At 59.6% G+C, this 17,286-nt stretch carries 14 protein-coding genes; 8 read left to right on the top strand and 6 right to left on the bottom strand.

Annotation, left to right across the window (positions count from 1 at the left end; all coding sequences use genetic code 11):
• Nucleotides 1-355: 355 nt before the first annotated feature.
• The 3 genes from I6L33_RS18045 to I6L33_RS18035 form a co-directional block, all read right to left on the bottom strand.
• Nucleotides 356-895, bottom strand: a complete 540-nt coding sequence (locus I6L33_RS18045) for an isochorismatase family protein (protein WP_216973054.1) — start codon at nucleotides 893-895, stop codon at nucleotides 356-358.
• A 15-nt stretch (nucleotides 896-910) separates the two neighbouring features.
• Nucleotides 911-1,285 (bottom strand): hypothetical protein, encoded by a 375-nt coding sequence (locus I6L33_RS18040; RefSeq protein WP_213343612.1) that lies wholly within the window; start codon nucleotides 1,283-1,285, stop codon nucleotides 911-913.
• Nucleotides 1,286-1,737: 452 nt separating this feature from the next.
• Nucleotides 1,738-3,348: a DUF6119 family protein gene (locus I6L33_RS18035; protein ID WP_080631324.1), complete on the bottom strand. Its 1,611-nt coding sequence runs from the start codon at nucleotides 3,346-3,348 to the stop codon at nucleotides 1,738-1,740.
• A 501-nt stretch (nucleotides 3,349-3,849) separates the two neighbouring features.
• Between I6L33_RS18035 and I6L33_RS18030 the strand changes: the two genes are divergently transcribed.
• The gene (locus I6L33_RS18030; protein ID WP_216973053.1) at nucleotides 3,850-4,680 is read left to right on the top strand and encodes a MetQ/NlpA family ABC transporter substrate-binding protein; all 831 of its coding nucleotides are present in this window, start codon (nucleotides 3,850-3,852) and stop codon (nucleotides 4,678-4,680) included.
• A 70-nt stretch (nucleotides 4,681-4,750) separates the two neighbouring features.
• Here I6L33_RS18030 and I6L33_RS18025 read toward each other — a convergent pair whose 3' ends face one another.
• The gene (locus I6L33_RS18025; protein ID WP_254204982.1) at nucleotides 4,751-5,497 is read right to left on the bottom strand and encodes a phosphatase PAP2 family protein; all 747 of its coding nucleotides are present in this window, start codon (nucleotides 5,495-5,497) and stop codon (nucleotides 4,751-4,753) included.
• 315 nt (nucleotides 5,498-5,812) lie between these two features.
• Between I6L33_RS18025 and I6L33_RS18020 the strand changes: the two genes are divergently transcribed.
• The 7 genes from I6L33_RS18020 to dedD all read left to right on the top strand — a co-directional run bounded on the left by I6L33_RS18020 (nucleotide 5,813) and on the right by dedD (nucleotide 14,663).
• Nucleotides 5,813-6,943 carry a 4-phosphoerythronate dehydrogenase gene (locus I6L33_RS18020; RefSeq protein ID WP_216973052.1) on the top strand — a complete coding sequence of 377 codons (1,131 nt, stop codon included), beginning with the start codon at nucleotides 5,813-5,815 and terminating at the stop codon, nucleotides 6,941-6,943.
• Between the two features lie 140 nt (nucleotides 6,944-7,083).
• Entirely contained in the window at nucleotides 7,084-8,100 is a 1,017-nt protein-coding gene (locus I6L33_RS18015; RefSeq protein ID WP_017764176.1) for an aspartate-semialdehyde dehydrogenase, read from the top strand.
• 274 nt (nucleotides 8,101-8,374) lie between these two features.
• Nucleotides 8,375-10,570: a FimV/HubP family polar landmark protein gene (locus tag I6L33_RS18010; RefSeq protein WP_216973051.1), complete on the top strand. Its 2,196-nt coding sequence runs from the start codon at nucleotides 8,375-8,377 to the stop codon at nucleotides 10,568-10,570.
• Between the two features lie 163 nt (nucleotides 10,571-10,733).
• On the top strand, nucleotides 10,734-11,543 hold the full coding sequence (truA, locus tag I6L33_RS18005; RefSeq protein WP_029305766.1) for a tRNA pseudouridine(38-40) synthase TruA: 810 nt from the start codon (nucleotides 10,734-10,736) through the stop codon (nucleotides 11,541-11,543).
• A 119-nt stretch (nucleotides 11,544-11,662) separates the two neighbouring features.
• On the top strand, nucleotides 11,663-12,526 hold the full coding sequence (gene accD / locus I6L33_RS18000) for an acetyl-CoA carboxylase, carboxyltransferase subunit beta (RefSeq protein WP_005302503.1): 864 nt from the start codon (nucleotides 11,663-11,665) through the stop codon (nucleotides 12,524-12,526).
• A 2-nt stretch (nucleotides 12,527-12,528) separates the two neighbouring features.
• The gene (gene folC, locus I6L33_RS17995; protein ID WP_216973050.1) at nucleotides 12,529-13,788 is read left to right on the top strand and encodes a bifunctional tetrahydrofolate synthase/dihydrofolate synthase; all 1,260 of its coding nucleotides are present in this window, start codon (nucleotides 12,529-12,531) and stop codon (nucleotides 13,786-13,788) included.
• Between the two features lie 74 nt (nucleotides 13,789-13,862).
• Entirely contained in the window at nucleotides 13,863-14,663 is an 801-nt protein-coding gene (gene dedD / locus I6L33_RS17990) for a cell division protein DedD (protein WP_216973049.1), read from the top strand.
• Between the two features lie 57 nt (nucleotides 14,664-14,720).
• On the opposite strand, the gene I6L33_RS17985 is transcribed toward dedD, so the two are convergent.
• Both I6L33_RS17985 and yccS read right to left on the bottom strand, forming a co-directional pair.
• Nucleotides 14,721-15,065: a TusE/DsrC/DsvC family sulfur relay protein gene (locus I6L33_RS17985; RefSeq protein WP_011706490.1), complete on the bottom strand. Its 345-nt coding sequence runs from the start codon at nucleotides 15,063-15,065 to the stop codon at nucleotides 14,721-14,723.
• 20 nt (nucleotides 15,066-15,085) lie between these two features.
• On the bottom strand, nucleotides 15,086-17,239 hold the full coding sequence (yccS, locus tag I6L33_RS17980; RefSeq protein WP_025201498.1) for a YccS family putative transporter: 2,154 nt from the start codon (nucleotides 17,237-17,239) through the stop codon (nucleotides 15,086-15,088).
• Nucleotides 17,240-17,286 lie beyond the last annotated feature (47 nt).

The raw sequence follows: 17,286 nt of genomic DNA, 5'->3' as shown, positions 1-17,286 counted from the left end.
AATCTCACAACAAATCATCGACAGACCATGTGGGGGTTCCTATGAATCCTTTTCTGTGCTGTATTGAGAACTTTTCTCAGTTTGGTGCTATTGATATTTATCTTTTTATATCAATCAATTAGTAACCATTTGTTAACGTCTGACGGGCCGCTACCGGTGTGAGATAGGTGGGGCGGATCTGCGCAGGATGGGGGAAATCTTCGCGCTGGCGGGAGCGCCGCTGCGATGAAAACAGGGGGCACTGCAGGCAAGCCACACGGCGCCAATGGCGCCGGGTGGTCTGGAGGGACTGGCCGATAGGGGAGGCTATTTGATCAGCGCCAGCAATATGGTACGAAACGCCGGACGGTAGGGGCTATTTGATTAACGCCAGAATGGATCGAAACGCCGGATGGCGACAATCGCCCAGCAGCTCGTAGAGGCACATCTCCACCGAGGTGAGTTCGGCCCCGTGCGCCGCCAGCTTGTGGATGGCGAGCTCCCGGTTGGCGGCGCTGCGCGACGACACCGCATCCACCACCAGCGACACCTGGCTGCCCGCCTCCAGCAATCCCAACACCGTCTGGTAGACGCAGATATGGGCCTCGATGCCGCACACCAGCCAGTGGCTGACCCCCTGGCGGGCAAGGGCGTCGGCCAGCGCCGGTTCCCCCAGCGCGCCGAAGCTGTGCTTGGGCAGCACCAGATCGCCTGCCTGCATCAGCTGCAGCTCGGGCACTGTGGCCCCAAGCTTGTCCGGGTTCTGCTCCAGCCAGACAACCGGTAGGCCCAATAGACGGGCCCCCGCCACCAGTCTGGCGGCATTGGCGATGAGGGCATCGCTCCCCTCGACGAGACGGGCCAGTTTGCCCTGAATATCGACGACCAGCAGGCCGGTGTTCGTGGTGGTCAGCATGGATACTCTCCAGGATCAGAGTGAGACAGTGGCGCCGAGTGGGCGGGTGAGGGAGGCGCGCGACTGGTTCCACAGATAGATGAGGGTCAGCGCGATGACGGTACCGATCGGAAAGGCGAACAACTGCAGGGCGACGAAGCACCAGAAGACCACCTTGAGGGCCGTCACCTGTTCGGTGAGCCCGCGGTAGGCCACATAGTTGAAGGCGAGCACAAACAGGGCGATGGCGGTTGCCAGGCCAAGGCTGAGACTCTGCGACGGCGCCATGTCAGCCGGGTGGAGCGGACTGACCGTGACGACGGCCCAGGCGACGAAGGCGATCATGGCCAGGGAGAACAGAGTGGCAAGGATAAAGATGGCCTTGGCGAGCAGATGTTGTTTGGGGGTCATGAATACTCCTTGAATAGGGGGTGGTTGTGCTCCCTGCTGGTGAGTTAGCGAACCCTCCATGTCGTTCGCGAGTGACAAGGTGACGTATAAAATATGAGTCACGGCACTGTGTCGATAAGGCATAAACCTACCGGCAGGGCCGGAGCAGGTCAAAAATAAAGTAATTCAAATTGTAAATATAGTGATGGAAATGTCACTATGACAATAAATGAGTAGCTAGGAAGAGGCAATCTTACTAACGCTTTTCTATTGGCCGATCAGAATGACAAAATATTGAAAAATATATTTATTTTATGAGTGATTATTGGTTTTTAATCTGACTATATATTTAACAATATAGGCTGGCTTCTTAACTTTCTTGCTGTTTATATTAAGAGTGGTTTGTCAATTGATTGACGTTAGTACGATATTGAGTAATACAGATGCTAATGCAAAACCATAATTCAATAAGTCTATTTTATATGTTGTGATATGTAAATGTTTGGCTTTACACCAATCGCATTCATTCTTTTCTTCCAAGACTCTAAAGAAAGTAGAAATTGAATAGAGTTGAACTCCGTGATTTTGTTTACTTTTTGTGTAAAAATAAACCATAGCGATGCAGTCTCTATTTTTCGATCTTTAGATAGTGAGTTATTTATATGAAGCTCTATAGATGTTAATGATTGCACTATATTGTAAATAAGGGAGCTAGAGTCATCTGATATTTTGACTGATATAGCCTCTCTTTTATCTTTGTCATATAGGTCGGCAATTTCAACTTTATAGTCACGGGCTGTGACAGTCATTGATTCAACATTTTCTGTTTTTCTGTCAAGAAGTTCATAGTTATATTTTTCACACATTTTCTCATTAAAGAAAAACTCTCTATATAGAATTTTATTGAGAGTGTTTGAATTATTTCTTTTTATTTCACATTCTTTATCACTTTTCCATTTTTGATACTCACTTTCATAGAGGTTATCTCTATATGAATATGAGATATTCTCAAGCGATTTTTTAAGAAGTTGCATAAAGGTATTATTGAATATATACCAGATCCCTCTTTTCAATATGTACTGGCTTTCGTGTAATTGAAACGAAAACTCAATGACTTCTCTTAGCGCTCTAGTACGTCGCCCCATTAGGTCGCAAGTAGACTTTATTTTTATATCACATAGAGGAATATTTTCATCGAGTTTCTTTATGTATTCTGATACGCCATTTTTATTTAGACTGTCACCTAATTTTTCTCTGGTATTTTCTGGTCCTCTTCCATCCTTTATATATATGTCATAATCAAAATTAATTGACTCTAGTCGAATATTACAACCAGTTACTTCAAATTCTGATAATGAAAATTCAAATTGATCTTTTCTTATTGCGGTTAATAAATGGCCATCCAATTCATCTCTGAAAAGTGAGTCTCGTACAGTCTCTAGTTTTGGGAGATGTATCACCTCATTGTGTGACATATGCTGCTCTATTCTATTTAGTAGTTCCTCTATATCTGTCGGAATGATATCTGAACTAATTTGAATCGAATCTGAAAATATAATATTCTTATCACCCCAGATATCAACTTTGGATGCTTTAAGTTTAAGGTGGTCTACTGACTCTCCAGGGTCATAATTGTTTTTTATGAATCTTATATAAGAAGATAACTCTCCGGTTTTTACACTTGAAAAATAAGTGCTCTTCTTTAATAAAATGGTTTCTTCATCTGCTATTCTCACCGCAAGATTGATCCCAAAGTCTCTATCTATAAACTTATTAAGATAGAAGTGTGACTTTCCTAAGCTAACCAAATAAGCATGTTTTGCTTTTAGTGACTTTGGTTCTGATATTAGAAGAGCATAGTAAAAAATATTCCTTGGCTTGGAGCTATTATCAATTAAATATTCTTTATAAGCATCTGCCCACCATACATCATGTCCTATAGGGTTTTCTGAAAAATAGAACGTTGATGTAAAATTATTTGTTATTTTAGTTTTTTGTTTCACTAGTTCAGTTTTACTGAGACCCTGAATTAATCTAGATAGATTTGATGTACTAATTCTATAAATGTTGTACGTGATACTCATTGTCAAACTCCGTGAAGGTTATCAAAACTTGTTCATTGGTAATATATAGTAGTTATTTTTTTTGTAATATTACATAGACGTTGCTATTAGATATTAGAGGGTAAAAGAAACTAGACTTTAGTTTAAAAAATATACGCTACCGCCCCTGAATGACGCCTCCAGTATGTATTTATTCCGTGGGTTGAGCCTGACAAAGCGAACCTGGCACCCTGACGCAAAATGGTACCGAATGACCACAATAAGTCACTTGAGGCCGGCTTGGGGAGGGGGTCAAGCAATAACTGTGTGGTTTATCAAATATTTCTTGTTTGGGTACCCAGCAAGGTTGAAAGCCGGGGTTAGCAAGCATCCGGCAAACCTTGCCCGGTTTTGTTGCTTGGCGAAGAGAAACGGCTCTGTTATGGTGTGCTTAATTAGCCGTTTGGATGGCTAGATGGTTGCGGTGGTTCAAGCACGACTCTGCCATCACGCCAGCCGTTGAGATGTTTACAGGGAGTTTTTATGCAGCGTCGTTCCTTCTTTGCCCTTTCCGCCCTGGCCCTGCTGGCCGGCACCCTGCCATTGGCCGCGCTGGCCGCCGATCCGGCCAAACAGGCGATCGTCATCGGCACCACGGTGGGGGATTTTGCCGACATGGTGACCGACTCCATCAAGCCCCAGCTCGAAGCCAAGGGCTACCAGGTCAAACTGGTGGAGTTCACCGACTATGTGACCCCCAATATCGCGCTGGCCGACGGCTCGCTCGATGTGAACTGCTTCCAGCACAAGCCCTATCTGGAGAGCTTTGCCAAGGATCGGGGGCTGTCGCTCGCCCCCATCACCCAGGTACCGACCGGTCCCATGGGGCTCTATGCCGGCAAGCTGGGAGATCTGAAGGCGGTGCAGAAGGGGAGCACGGTGGCCATACCGAACGACCCCACCAATCAGGCGCGGGCGCTGCTTATGTTGCAGGATCTGGGCTGGCTGACCCTCAAGGAGGGGATCAACCCGCTCAAGGCGAGCGAGTTCGACGTGGTGAAGAATCCCCACGGCATCAAGCTGGTGCTGCTGGAGGCGGCCCAGCTGCCCCGCTCGCGCGAAGACGTAGACTTCTCGGTCATCAACGGCAACTTTGCCGCCTCAAGCGGCATTCCTTTCAGTTCCGGGTTGTTCCTTGAGCGCAGCTACGACTTCATCAACTGGGTGGTGGTAAAAAGTGCCGATGCGGACAAGCCCTTCGCCAAAGATGTGGCAGAGGCCTACAACTCGGCCGCCTTCAAGGCCTATGCCGCCAAGCGCTTCGTCGGCTACAAGTACCCGCAGGGGTGGCAGGGCGCGAGCGCCAGCAACTGAGCCACCACGGCAGAGAGCAGAGAACAACAACGGGCACCCGCAGGTGCCCGTTTTTTGTATCGTGCGGATGTTAGTAACGGCGCAGCCACCAGCGCACCGCGAACAGCGAGGTGAGGCTGCCGAGCAGGGCGCTCGCCAGTACATCCAGTGGCCAGTGCATGCCGATCAGCATGCGCGACAGGCCGACACCTATGGCCCACAGCGGCAGCAACCAGGCGCCGGCGGGGGCGCGCGCCAGCCAGATCAGGCCGAAGAACTGGGCCAGGCTCATGGCGGCGATGCTGTGGCCGGAGGGGAAGGCGTAGTTCACCTCCGCCTGCCAGTGGCTGGCGAGCCACTCGGGCAGCGCCAGCAGCTGGCTGGCCGCATGGACCTGTTCGCTGCGCACCTCCACCTTGCCGGCATAGAACTGCTGGATGGCGGGGATCAGGTTCTGGCTCTCCAGCCAGAGCAGGTAGGGGCGGGGCTCCTCGGTCAGGTGCTTGATCAGGCTCTTGATGAGCCAGTCGCCGGCCAGCACGGCAAACAGGGCGGCGCCGAGGGCCAGCAGCGCCGGCAGGCTCAGCGTCAGCTTGTGTCGGGTCAGCAGCAGCAGGGCCAGGATGCTGACGCCGATGCCGGGCACATCCACCATGCGGGTGAGGGCGTAGGGCCACCAGAGCCAGTCCGAGTGCAGGGCCTGGCTCATGAACGGTTGCCAGGGCAGGCAGACCAGCAGGAGCAGCGGCAGGATCAGGGCGGCACTGAAACACAGCACCTGGCGGCGCGGCAGAGAAGAGGCGTGAGTCGGCATAACGGGGCTCGGCAAGGTGCCCATTCCTGGGCAGAAAAAAAGAGGCGCCATTGTGCCAGCCCAACCCGGTCGGTCAAGTCGTGCCCCGCTCCCTGTAACACGGGGTTACAAATGAGTGTGGTGATGGTCTGATTGTTGACCAAGGCCAGCTGATGGCGGGAGTGGCCAGCAGATATTGCCCGGGCAGGGTGCTTCATCGGGCGCAGATGAGGCAACAGCGCACCCACCCCGGCAGAAAGTCGCGGCAACGGCCGCGTATGGGTGAATAAGCATCTGAAACTTCGGTCTGTTTGGGCTAGAATGGCGCGCTTGTGGCCGCTAGCGAAGTGAGAGAGCCCGATGAAGATCGTCGTTGATGAAAATATGCCCCACGCCCGTGAGTTGTTTGCCGAGTTTGGCGAAGTCGTCCCGCTGCCCGGCAGGCAGATGCAGGCGGCGGATCTGCAAGAGGCCGACGTGCTGCTGGTGCGCTCCGTCACCCGGGTGGACGCAGCCCTCTTGGCCAGCTGCCCGCGACTGAGCTTCGTCGGCACCGCCACCATCGGTACCGATCATGTGGACAAGGCGCTGCTGGCCGAGCGGGGCATTCCCTTCTTCAGTGCCCCCGGCTGCAACAAATATTCGGTCGGCGACTATGTGCTCTCCGCCCTGCTGGTGCTGGCCGAGCGCCATGAGCTCAACTTGAGCGAGATGAGCCTCGCGGTCATCGGCGCCGGCAATACCGGCGAGTGCGTGGCAGGCAAGGCCGAGGCCCTTGGCATGCGGGTGCTGCGCTGCGATCCGCCCCGGGCCCGCGCCGCCGAAGCCAACGAGGCGGTGCAGTTTGTCGATTACCAGCAGGCCCTTGAGGCCGACATCGTCAGCTTCCACGTTCCCATCACCCGTCAAGGGCCGGATGCCACCTTCCATCTGCTGGATGCGGCGCAGATTGCCGCCCGCCCGGCCGGGCAGATCCTCATCAACGCCTCCCGCGGCGAGGTGTGGGACAACCAGGCCTTGCTGGCGCGCCAGCAGAGCCAGACGCCGCTGCGGCTGGTGATGGACGTGTGGGAAGGGGAGCCGGAGCCGCTGCAGGCCCTGGTGCCCCATACCGAGCTGGCGACGCCGCACATTGCGGGTTACAGCCTGGAAGGCAAGGCCCGTGGCACCTGGATGCTCTATGAGGCGCTCTGCCGCCAACTGGGGCGCACGCCGCGCCAGGATCTGCAGAGTCTGCTGCCCATCCCCGAGGTGCGCGAGGTGACGCCGGGCCAGCCGGCGGATCAGGCATTGATCAAGCAACTGGTCCACCTTGTTTATGACGTGCGCCGTGATGACGCCCGTTTTCGCAACCGGCTCGGTGTGGCGGGCAGCTTCGATGAGCAGCGCAAAGATTATCCGGAGCGGCGCGAGCTCTCGGCCCTGCAGCTGAAGGGGCCGTTTGCGAGCGATGCCCTGGCCCGGCTCGGGTTTGTCTGCCAGCTCGGCTGAGCGCTCGACATACTTGAAGGGGGGGAGCCTTGTCCCGCCCATACCCGGTCTGGCTGACGCCAGACCCGCTATCAGGCAGGTCCGCCTGCCAGCGGTGATGCCAGCGCGCGTCACCGGCACCATCATAGGAGAGAACAGCAGTGAGTCAGCAATTCAACGTAGCGGTATTGGGCGCCAGCGGCGCCGTGGGCGAGGCGATGATCGAGATCCTGGAAGAGCGTGCCTTCCCGGTCGCCACCCTCTATCCGCTGGCCTCCAGCCGCAGCGCCGGCGACACGGTGCGTTTTGCCGGCAAGAATGTCGAGATCCTGGACGTGGAGGAGTTTGACTGGAGCCAGGTGCAGATCGCCCTCTTCTCCGCCGGGGCCGAGGTCTCTGCCAAGTGGGCGCCGATTGCCGCCGAGCACGGCTGCATCGTCATCGATAACACCTCCTGCTTCCGTTACGACGAAGAGATCCCGCTGGTGATCCCGGAAGTGAACCCGGACGCTCTGGCCGATTTTCGCAATCGCAACATCATCGCCAACCCCAACTGCTCCACCATCCAGATGCTGGTGGCACTGAAGCCTTTGCACGATGAGGTGGGTATCGCTCGCATCAACGTGGCGACCTATCAGTCCGTCTCCGGCTCCGGCAAGGAGGGGGTGAGCGAGCTGGCCGGCCAGACCGCCCACCTGCTCAACGGTCGTCCGGTGGAGCCCAGCCTCTACCCGCAGCAGATCGCCTTCAACCTCATTCCGCAGATCGACAGCTTCACCGACAACGGCTACACCCGGGAAGAGATGAAGATGGTGTGGGAGACCCAGAAGATCCTGGGGGATGCCAGCATCGCCGTGAACCCCACCTGCGTGCGGGTGCCGGTCTTCTATGGCCATGCCGAGGCGGTCCACGTCGAGCTGCATCAGCCGCTCGACGCCGAGCAGGTGAAAGAGCTGCTGCGCCAGGCTCCGGGCGTCACCCTGTTTGACGACGAGCATGACTATCCGACCCCGGTGCGCGACGCAACCGGCAAGGACGAGGTACAGGTGGGCCGGGTTCGCCAGGATATTTCTCACCCCTGCGGTATAAATATGTGGATCGTGGCCGATAACGTTCGTAAGGGCGCCGCGACCAACAGCGTGCAGATTGCCGAACTGCTGGTGCGCGATTACCTCTGATCGGCGAGTCCATGGGTCTGGCGGGGAGGGATGCCCGTCAGAGATGGCTCCGCCGAGCGCGAGGCAGATGTGACCGGGGGCGCACAGTGCGACATTCTGGAATGTTTCGCGATATCAACTGATTAAGTTTTTTCCTACACTCAGGGGCAAGTTGGGTGCTAAATGTGTCGGACTGCTGGCTTGCAACCTGAGCCTGATTTATATTGAACCGACTGTTTTGGGGTAACTATCCAGATTTTTCAATGTGATAGGGCCGTCATACGAAGGAACGAATATGGGACATTCCCGCATAACATTGGCAACGCTACTCGCATTGGGTCTGCTGGGCATGGCCCAGGCCGAAGACTCGACGCGGGAGCCCTTTTTTGTTGAGCTCAAAGGCCCGGACGAGCCGGCTCCGCCCGCCGTCAATTCCCAGCCGCTGGCACAACCCGTCGCCACTCCCAGCGCCACGCCCCAGCCCAGCCGAGCGACGGCCCAGCCCATCGTGCGGCAGGTTGCGAGCAATGCCGGTAGTTATGGTCCCATTCGTCCCACCGACACCCTCTGGAGCCTGGCGAGCAAGTACCGTCCCTCCAGCAGTGTCAGCGTCTACCAGACCATGGTGGCGATCTATGAGAAAAACCCCCGCAGTTTCGCTGACGGCAACATCAACCACATTCTGGTGGGCTCGCGCATCCTGCTGCCCACCGCCGCCGAGGCCAGCGTCATCACGGATGCCGAGGCCCGCGCCAAATTCCGCAGTGACAACGCCAGCTGGAAAGGGCTGAGCCCGAAATATCTGGCCAACAAGCATGTTCAACCTGCCAAACCGGTGGCCACCAAGCCGGCCCAGCCCAAGGCGACCCCCACCAAGGCAGCCGAGCCGACCAAGCCCGAGGTTGCCAAGGTAGCGCCCGCCAAGGCGGCGCCCATCCCGGCTCCGGCACCCAAGGTGGAGGCGCCCCAGCCGGCCACCGAGGTCAAGGAGGTCGCCAAGGCCCCCGAGCCGGTCGCGAGCCAGGCCGCGGCAACCAGTGGTGCCACCGCCAGTGCACCGGCACCGCTGCCGGCCGACCTCGACAAGCCGGTCGGCAAGCCCTCCACCGAGATGGCGCTGGCGCTGGAAGATGCCAATGCCCAGCTCGGTCAGGTCACCGAGATGAACCACAGGCTCAAGCTGCGACTGCAGTCGCTGACCGAAGAGGTGGAGACCCTCAAGGCCCAGCTGCAGGATCAGACCGCCCTGCAAAAAGAGATTGCCGAGCTCAAGGCCAAGCCGGTTCCGCCGGCGGCGCCGGCTCCCGAGCCCAAGCAGAACTGGCTGATGGACCTGCTCTCCTCGCCGCTCAACCTCGCCATGATCATCCTGTTGCCGGTGCTGCTGGTGCTGGCGCTGGTGACTCTGTGGCTGCGGGCTCGGGCTCGCCGCGAGCTGGAAGAGCAGGAGAAGAGCCTGTCCGAATCCACCGCCATGGTGATGGATCAGGAGAGCAGCGAGTTTGACGAGCTGATGACGGTCGGCATCGCCGACGAGGAGCCGATGCGGCCGACACCGGATCTCAACACGCCCGATGGCTACATGGCGGTGGAAGAGCCCGCCGCGCCGGCCGATCTGGTGTTTAGCGACGATGGCGAGATGGATCTGGCCAGCTTCGATGCCGAGCCGGCACCAGCCGCCAAGGCCGCCATCCGGGATCCGGACCTGGTGCCCGATCTGGATCTGGCCCATGACGACCCCATCACCCTCGACACCGAGCCGGATCTCGATCTCGCCAGCGAGTTCAATCCCAAGCCCAAGGCCGACAACGAGGTCATGAGCGAAGAGGAGCTGCAGGCTGCCCTGTTCGCCGAGCTGGATGCGGATCTGGAGGCCGACCTGACGCTGGATGGCGCCGATGACGGCCAGCCGGACGCCGAGGCGGTGGTGAGCGATGAGGATCTCGCCTCCTTCGATCTGAGCGACTTCGAGACCGCCTTTGCCGAGCCGGGTGCCGACCAGGCAGCCGCTGCCGGCGCCGACGAGATGCTGGCTGAGCTGGGGCTGGAACCCGAGCCGGTCAAAGGTAAAAAAGAGGTAGAACCGGATTGGGATCCCAACGAGATGGCCCTCTCCGATTTTGAGGATGCCTTCGCCGAAGTGGAACCCCATCAGGGTGAGGTCAAGCCGCGCGAGCAGGCCCAGGAGAGCGGTTATGTCGAGATCGACAAGTTGCTGGCCGAGGCCGATGCCACCACCACGGAGCAGGAACCCTATCAGGGCTTCTCGCTGGATGTGGGGCTGGATGGCTTCCCCGAGGTGCTGCCGGAGTCCACCGGATTTGACGTGGATGCCGACGATGGCGGAGTGGGGGCCAAGCTGGATCTGGCGCGCGCCTACCTCGAGATCGACGACAAGGACAGCGCCCGCGAGCTGCTGCAGGAGGCGGCGGAGCAGGGCACCGAGCATCAGCGGGCCGAGGCCGAGAAGCTGCTCAAGCGCCTTGGCTAGGTAACCACAGCACCATGATGACAGCAGGGGCAGCCGATGGGCTGCCCCTTCTTTTGGCGTCTGGTCTGGCCTGGGCGCTGCGATTTGGGATTTTTGAGGCGAGATGGGTATAATCCGCCCCGTTTCTTTCACCGCATCCTTTCATCAGAAGACAAGTTTATCCATGCGAATTGCCCTAGGTATTGAATACGACGGCAGCCGGTATTTCGGCTGGCAGCGTCAGCGCGAAGTGATCAGCGTACAGGAGGAGCTGGAGAAGGCCCTCAGCCGGATCGCCAATCACCCCGTCTCCATCCAGTGTGCAGGACGCACCGATGCCGGCGTCCACGCCACCGGCCAGGTCATCCACTTCGATACCGATGCGAACCGTGCCGAAGGGGCCTGGACCCTGGGGCTCAACTCCAACCTGCCGCCCGACATCGCGGTGCGCTGGGTCAAGGAGGTGGACGAGGGGTTTCACGCCCGCTTCAGCGCCACCGCCCGTCGCTACCGCTACGTCATCTACAACCACAACTACCGGCCGGCCATCCTCGGCAGCGGCGTCAGCCACTACCACGAAGCGATCGACGCGACGCTGATGCACCAGGCGGGCCAGTGCCTCCTGGGCGAACAGGACTTCAGCTCGTTTCGGGCCGTCGGCTGTCAGTCCAAGACCCCGTGGCGCAATGTGACCCACCTGTGCGTCAGCCGCCAGGGCCCCTATATCGTGCTGGATATCCGGGCCAACGCCTTCCTGCATCACATGGTGCGCAACATCACCGGCTCCCTGCTGCTGGTGGGGCAGGGGCTCAAACCGGTGGAGTGGGTGGCCGAGGTGCTGGCGGCCCGGGATCGCAACCTGGCAGGCCCCACCGCCAAGGCGGGGGGACTCTATCTGGTGGACGTGGATTACCCGCTGGAACTGGGCTTGCCGCGGGTGCCGCTCGGTCCGTTGTGGCTGCCGGACTCGGCACCGGGTACGACCAGTTTTTAGTAACTGGGCCCGAAAATTTGTGGTTTAATGATCCGTCATTTATTGCCATCGAGCTATTAAGTCATTGAACAATCTAGGCTCGATGCGTTTTGTCAGGCACAAAAGCATTAAGGAATTCCATGAGCTGGCTTGAGAAGATCCTTCCCAAGAGCAAGATCACTGCCCCGCGTCGCCACAACATTCCGGAAGGGGTGTGGACCAAGTGCAGTGCTTGTGAACAGGTGCTCTACCGGGCAGAGTTGGAGCGCAATCTCGAAGTGTGCCCCAAGTGTGATCATCATATGCGCATCAGCGCTCGTGCCCGCCTCGAGAGCTTTCTCGACGAGCAGGGCCGCACCGAAGTCGGTGCCGAGCTGGAGCCGCAGGATGTACTGAAATTCAAGGATTCCAAGCGCTACAAGGATCGTTTGTCAGCCGCCCAGAAGGATACGGGCGAGAAAGATGCGCTGGTGGTGATGAAGGGGACCCTCAAGGGGGTGCCGGTCGTCGCCTGTTCGTTCGAGTTCTCCTTCATCGGTGGCTCCATGTCCTCCGTGGTGGGCGCCCGCTTCGTGCGCGCCGTCGAGGAGAGCATCAAGGAAGGGCGCGGTCTGGTCTGTTTCTCCACCTCGGGTGGTGCCCGCATGCAGGAGGCGCTGTTCTCCCTGATGCAGATGGCCAAGACCAGTGCGGCGCTGGACCGACTCTCCAAAGCCGGCCTGCCTTATATCTCGGTGCTGACCGACCCCACCATGGGTGGCGTCTCCGCCAGTCTGGCCATGCTGGGCGACATCAACGTGGGCGAGCCCAAGGCGCTGATCGGCTTTGCCGGTCCCCGCGTCATCGAGCAGACCGTGCGCGAGAAGCTGCCAGAAGGCTTCCAGCGCTCCGAGTTCCTGCTGGAGAAGGGTGCCATCGATCTCATCATCGACCGCCGCGACATGCGCAACCGTCTGGCCAGCCTGCTCGCCAAAATGCTGAATACTCACGTCATCGAAGAGTGAAGATGAGTTCCAACATGCAACAATCCCAAAGCCGGTCGCTGGTCGACTGGCTTTCTTATTTGGAGCAGATCCACCCGGTCAACATCGACATGGGACTGGATCGGGTCGGCGCCGTGGCCCGCCGCATGAATCTTACCCAACTGCCGTTCAAGGTGATCACGGTGGCGGGCACCAACGGCAAGGGCTCCAGCTGCGCCATGGCGGCCAGCATACTGATAGAAGCCGGCTATCAGGTCGGCGTCTACTCCTCTCCCCATCTGCTGCGCTTCACCGAGCGGGTGCGGATCAACGGGGCCGAGCTGACCGACAGCGATCACTGCACCGCCTTTGCCGAGGTGGAAGCAGCCCGCGGCGAGATTGCTCTCACCTTCTTCGAGTTCGCCACCCTGGCCGGTTTGTGGCTGTTTCGCCGCGCCGCGCCGGATGTGCTCTTGCTGGAAGTGGGGTTGGGCGGCCGGCTAGATGCCACCAATGTGGTGGAGTCCGATGTCGCCATGATCACCTCCATTGCGCTCGATCACTGCGACTGGCTGGGGGATACCCGCGAGGCGGTGGCGGTGGAGAAGGCGGGCGTGTATCGCGCCGGCAAACCCGCCATCAGCGGTGAGCCCAACCCGCCCGTCACCATTGCCAGCGAGGCGGCGCGCCTCGGTGCCTGCTTGCGTCAGGTCGGCATCGATTTTCATGGCGATGAGCACGAAACCGGCTGGGATTATCACGGCTTCCACCAGTGGTGCGACCTGCCCAAACCGGCCCTGCCGCTGATGAACGCGGTCACCGTGCTGGCGGCGCTGGAGTCCCTCGGCCTGCCGTTGCCGGAGTCCGCCATCCGTGACGGACTGGCCAATGCCAGGCTGGCTGGCCGGATGCAACAGTTGCAAAGCGCGCCGCTGGTCATCGTCGATGTGGCCCACAATCCCCATTCGGCAGCCTATCTGGCAGCCCAGTTGCGCAAGCTGCCCTGCAGCGGCGTGCGCCGCGCCGTGGTCGGCATGCTCAAGGACAAGGACATGGCGGGGTCGCTGGCCGAGCTAGATGGCCTCATCGGCGAGTGGTATCTGGCGAGCCTGACCGGCCCGCGGGCGGCGAGCGCGGCCCAGCTGGCGGCGGCCCTTGGCTGCGAGCGGGGGCCGGCGACCACCTTTGACAGCGTGGGGCAGGCCTATGCTGCCGCGTTGGCCGCATCGAGTCCTGATGATATGGTCATTGTGTTTGGTTCGTTTTACACTGTCGCCGACATTCTGGCGGGTGTCGCCGTCTAGGCCACACCCCGGCTCCCCGGCCCTTTGGCGGGGAGCCGAATCGCATATTGAGTTACGTAAAGGTAGGATTCAACTTGGCCTCTAAGTTTCAAAACCGTCTGGTGGGGACCGTCATCCTGGTGGCCCTGGTAGTCATTTTTCTGCCGGATCTGATGGACGGCCACAAGCTGGAGCAGAAGGAAGAGGCGTTTGCCAAGATCCCGCTGCGCCCCGAGCTGGAACCCGCCAAGCCAGCCTTGCAGGTATCGGCCGCCAGCACCCTGCCGGCGGAGCACCTGGCCAGCCAGCAGCAGGCGTCGGCTGCCGAGCAGTGGCAGGTGGAAGAGGTGCCCGAGCCGGTCACCCTGGGGGCCAAGCAGGGCCAGCCGCAGGTGCAGCAGCCGGCCGCCAAGCCGGTGACCCAGCCCGTTACACCTCCGGCGGTCAAGCCTCAGCCCAAGCCCGAAGTGATCGCCAAGAAACCGGTGGAGCAACCCAAGCCCAAGGTGGTGCCGCCCAAGCCGGTAGAGGTGCAAAAACCAGTGGAGAGCAAGCCGCAGGCGGGCCAGATCAGGTCGATGGACGATCTCATCGCCAGCAAGATGGGGCAAGCGACCACGACCGCAGCCCCGGCGCCTGCCGCGACGGCCCCGGCCCAGGGCAGCTGGATCCTGCAGCTCGGCGCCTTCAAGAATGTTGACAGCGTCAACGCGCTGGTGGGCAAGCTGCGGGCGGCGGGTTACTCGGCGCACACCTCGCCGCGCACGCCGGTGCAGGGTCAGCTCAACCGGGTCTTCATCGGACCGGATGTCTCCAAGACCAAGCTGCAGGGCATGCAGAGCCGCATCGGCCAGATGACCGGTCTGAGTGGTTCCGTGGTGGCTTACAACCCTTAAGAGAGACCACAAGATAAAAAAATACCGCGCTTCATTCTGGATGGGCGCGGTATTTTTTTAGATGCATTTCACCGGTTTGGGCAGGCCGCCAATCTTGGTGGCCTGCTTGGCCGGGCCTTCCGGGAACAGCTTGTAGAGGTAGCGGCTGTTGCCCTTCTCGGGGCCGTACTGCTTCTCCATCGCCTTGACCAGGGCGCGAATGGCGGGGGAGGTGTTGAACTCCAGATAGAAGGCGCGCACGAAGCGCACCACTTCCCAGTGCGGCTCCTCCAGCACGATGCCTTCCTGCTCGGCCAGTACCAGTGCCAGCGCCTCGCTCCAGTCGTTGCTGTTGAGCAGATAACCCTTGGCATCAGTTTCGATGAGTTGGCCGTTGAATTCCAGCTGGTGGTGCTCGGACATGGTGGGCTCCTTGTGGCCTGTCAGGATTGGGCGGGCATGGTAGCGCCTTGTTCCCGGGTGAGCAACCGGCTCTCGTTGGCCAGGGCGAGCAACTCATCCGCCAGCTGGCTGATGAGATTGAGCTGCTGGGTCAGCATCAGCTGCTCCTCGCTGCTGTCCGGGGTGATGACAGGGCACTGCCCCTCGATCTGCTCCGGCATCTCTCCCGCCAGATGGCCCGCGGCCCGCTCCAGGGTGTGGCTCAGGTGGCGGCTGATCTCGTCCAGCTCACCGATGGCCTCCAGCTTGTCGCGATGGGCGCCCAGCGCCGAGATGTAGGAGAGCAGGGCATGGTTGCGCCAGGTGAGGGTGAAGCAGAGGTCGAGGAAACGACGGCGCTTTTGCGGCTCCACCAGCATGCTCTGCCAGGCCATGGCCAGTTCGCTGTCCGCCAGATGGGCGCTCTTGCGCGCCACCCGGTAGTCGAGTGACTCATCCCGCTGCTGCTGCAGGCTGGCGAGCACTGCTGAGAGGTAACGGGCGTTGGCGGAGAGCGAATTGGCGATCAGGGTCGGCAGCCGTTTGTACTGCCAGTCCGGCCAGAGCCAGGCCACCAGGGCGTAGGAGAGCAGGCAGCCGAGCAGGGTATCGAGCATGCGCGGCCCCAGAATGGCAAAGCCGATGCCGTCCAGCAGGTTGAACGCCATCAGCACGTAGAGGGTGATGAAGCAGACCGCGGCGCTGTAGTTGCTGCGCACCTGGGTGAAAAACAGGAAGGCGGCCAACCCCATCACCACCAGCTGCACGTGCAGCTCGGGGAAGAGCCAGAGCACCGGGATCCCCACCAGCAGGCCGGCGAAGGTGCCGAGCATGCGCTGCACCAGCCGGCGGCGGGTGGCGCTGTAGCTGGGCTGGCAGACGAACAATACGGTCAGCAGGATCCAGTAGCCCTTGTCCAGCTGGAAGGCCTGCAGAATGCCGTAGCCCACCACCAACCCGAGCGACAGCCGCAGGGCATGGCGAAACACCATGGAGTTGGGGGTGAGATGCTGCTTGAGCTGGGTCAGCAGTGGCAGGCGGGCGGGCCTGGCCAGGGGCGGCAGGCTCTGCGGGGCTTGCTCGGGGTTTTGCAGCTCCTCGGCGCTTTGCAGCAGCTGGTTGATGCTGGCCAGGTTGCGGCGCAGAAACTTCATCGGTGTCAGCAGGGTTTTCGGGTAGTGCTGCTTGAGGTGGGTGAACTCCAGCTGATCGCCGAGGGCCTCCAGCGTCCAGTGGATGCGCTTGTTGTGGGCATAGGGCTTGTGCACCAGGATGGCGTAGCCGAGCCGCTGGCACGCCTCGGAGAGTTGCAGGAACACCTCTTGGAAGCCATCCAGCACGATGCCCTGCTTGAGCTCGGCTTCCAGCTTGCTGTAGGGGTAGTGGCTGGAGGTGGCCCGCTCGTGGATCTCCAGCGCCAGCAGGTAGAGGCGCAGCAGGCTGGCCAGCTCGGGGGAGGCCCGGTGACGGGTGCTGAGGCGGGCGTTGAGGGCCGACTTGGTGAGCGTCAGGGCATTGACCAGATTGATGTTGAGCTGGGCCAGGTTGTGGCGAATGGCCTGGGCGCCGTGCTCGTCGGCCGGAAAGAAGCGGGATTTTTCCAGCAGATAGCGGGAGAGAGCAAAGTAGCTCTGGGCCAGCTGCTCGTGCAGGGTCTTGTAGGGCAGCAGCCAGAGCCAGATCAGCGACACCAGGCCATACCAGAGTGCCCCTGCCCCCAGCGCCAGCGGCTGATAGAAGAGATCCGGCGCCTTGGCGGCCCCCAGCATGGTGTAGATGGCGATGAGCAGGGAGCCAAAGCTGATGGTGGCGTAGCGCTGACCGAGCGCCCCCACCATCACGAAGATGAAGGTGGAGCCCGCCAGCCCGATGGCGAACAGCCAGGGGGTGGGGAAGAGATACTGCACGCACAGGGAGGCGAACAGGAAGCAGAGCAGGGTCATGGCGAGGTTCTTGACCCGGCCCCACAGGCTGTCGTCGGTCTCGGCGATGGCGCCGGCCACCACCCCGAGGGAGAGCAGCACGGTGAGCTGGATGTCGCCGGTCGCCAGGGTGAAGGCGAGCAGCCCCATGATGGCCAGCAACACCTTGAGGGCGAAATAGATATGACTGTCAGTCAGCAGCCGGCGCAGCAGGCCAGAGAAATCCGTGGGCATGGGAGAGCGCAACCCTTGAGCGAAACGAAAGCGAGAGCATAACCGGT

It is taken from the genome of Aeromonas sp. FDAARGOS 1403, from assembly GCF_019047325.1.
GTDB classification, from domain to species: Bacteria; Pseudomonadota; Gammaproteobacteria; order Enterobacterales; family Aeromonadaceae; genus Aeromonas; species Aeromonas dhakensis.
Note: the sequence above shows the minus strand (reverse complement) of the source record. Positions and strands in the feature narration are given on the sequence as shown.